This is a genomic window from Microbacterium sp. Bi128, from assembly GCF_918698205.1.
On the sequence record NZ_CAKKMM010000933.1, the window covers coordinates 1 to 2,029 of the forward strand.

2 protein-coding genes and 1 pseudogene are annotated in these 2,029 nt (G+C 68.0%); all 3 read right to left on the minus strand.

Annotated elements, in window-relative coordinates; translation table 11 throughout:
* A pseudogene (locus LQV45_RS28170) lies at positions 1 to 381 on the minus strand (MBL fold metallo-hydrolase); the annotation flags it as partial.
* Between the two features lie 30 nt (positions 382 to 411).
* On the minus strand, positions 412 to 714 hold the full coding sequence (locus LQV45_RS28175; protein WP_028275958.1) for a rhodanese-like domain-containing protein: 303 nt from the start codon (positions 712 to 714) through the stop codon (positions 412 to 414).
* A 140-nt stretch (positions 715 to 854) separates the two neighbouring features.
* A partial coding sequence (gene nhaA, locus LQV45_RS28180) for a Na+/H+ antiporter NhaA (RefSeq protein ID WP_230010227.1) occupies positions 855 to 2,029 on the minus strand: 1,175 nt, incomplete at its 5' end.

Genomic DNA, 2,029 nt, shown 5'->3' on the forward strand with positions numbered 1-2,029 from the left:
GACGGCTTGCTTCCCGCCGTCGTCCACGATGAACGACAGGTGGGTATGCGTGTGCCCCGGCGTGGCGACCGCCTTGACCGTAAGCGAGCCCACGCGGACCGTTTGGCCGTCCGTGATGGGAGTGCGCTCGAACCCGACGGCGTCCGCGGCGTTGACGAGATAGCTGGCGCCGTGGGCGCGGGCCAGGATCAGCCCGCCGGTGATGTAGTCATTGTGCATGTGCGTTTCGGCCACGTGCGTGATGGCTACCCCGGCGTCACGGGCGGCCGCCTCGATGCGGTCCGTGTCGCGCTGCGGGTCGATCGCCAGCGCCACCGAGCCGTCGTGGACCAGGTAGCTGCGGTCCCCGAGCTGCGGGGTCTCGATGACGATGACTTCCATGGTCCCTCCGGTGCGGTCAGCCCTTGAAGGTCAGCCCCGGTTGACGGGGTGTCCCTCGTCCTGCCACTTCATGATCCCGCCGGTTACGTTGACGGCGTCGTATCCCTGGTCCTCCAGGTAGGTGGCGGCCTGGGCACTGCGGCCCCCGGCGGCGCACATGACGTAGACGGTGCCGCTGGCCGGGACCTCGGCGAGGGACTGGACGAACCGTGAGAGCGGGATGCTCCGGGCGCCGGGAACGCGGACGGCGACGTATTCGTCCTCCTCGCGGACATCGACGATTTCGGTGGCATCGCCCAGGGCGGCCAGGTCCTTGACGGAAATGCTCTTCATGCCTGTTCCTTTCGCGGGCGCCAGACGGCCCGGCGCGCGTATTCCAGCTCAATCATGATACCCCTTGGGGTATCATTGACCCTCCGGACGGCCCCTCCCGCCACACCCCTAAATATAGCCCGTCGGCCTGGCCTGCCAACCTAGCCTGCGGGGCGGTCCTGCTGGTAGACGTCCGGGATGCCGTCGTGGTCCGAGTCGACCTGTTCCGCCTCCTCCGCACGCCGGTACTGGTGGTTGCGTGTCCGGAGCACCGTGGTGGCAAGGAGCGCGGCGAGCAGTGAGGCCGCGAGGATCCCTACCTTCGCGTGGTCTTCATGCGCAGTGCCCTGGCCGAAGCTCAACTCGGCAAGCAGCAGCGAGACCGTGAAACCGATGCCGGCGAGGATGGCGAGGCCGAAGACGTCAATCCACTTGAAGGACCCGTCCAGGCGGGCCCGCGTGACTTTGGTGATGAGCCATGTGGTGCCGAGGATCCCCGCCGGCTTTCCGGCAACCAGCGCCACGATGATGCCCACCGCTACGGGGTCCGTCAGGGCGGCACCGAGGCCCTGCCAGCCGCCTATGGCCACCCCGGCGGAAAAGAACGCGAAGACCGGGACGGCGATCCCGGCCGAAATGGGGCGGAACCGGTGTTCGAAAATCTCCGCCAGGCCCGGGCCGGCTTCAGGGCCGCCGCTGGCCTTCGAACGTTTGACGGGAATGGCAAATCCGAGCAGGACCCCGGCCACGGTGGCGTGGATGCCTGATGCGTGCACGAGGGCCCACGTCGCGAAGCCGAGCGGCAGCAGGATCACCCAGGCTGCGGCTGCGTGCGTGCCGAAGAACCGCCGGTATTTGTGCGCCAGGAACGTGTAGAGGCCCAGCGGGAGCAGGGCCAGCAGGAACGGCTCGGGGTGGAGATCGCTGGTGTAGAAGATCGCGATGATGGCGATGGCCAGGAGGTCGTCGACGACGGCGAGGGTCAGCAGGAAGATCCGCAGCGCACTGGGCAGGTGGGAACCGATGAGCGCCAGCACCGCGACGGCGAAGGCGATGTCGGTGGCGGTGGGAATGGCCCAGCCGTGCAGCGTTTCGGGACCGGAGAGGTTGATGGCCGCGTAGATGAGTGCCGGAACGGCCACACCGCCAACGGCGGCGGCCACCGGAACCACGGATTTGCTCGGCTCGCGCAGGTCGCCGGCGACGAACTCGCGCTTGAGTTCGAGCCCCACCAGGAAGAAGAAGATGGCCAGCAGTCCGTCGGCGGCCCAGGCGCCCAGGCTCAGGTCCAGATGCCAGGGCGCGTAGCCGATGGTGAAGTCGCGCAGTGCGAAGT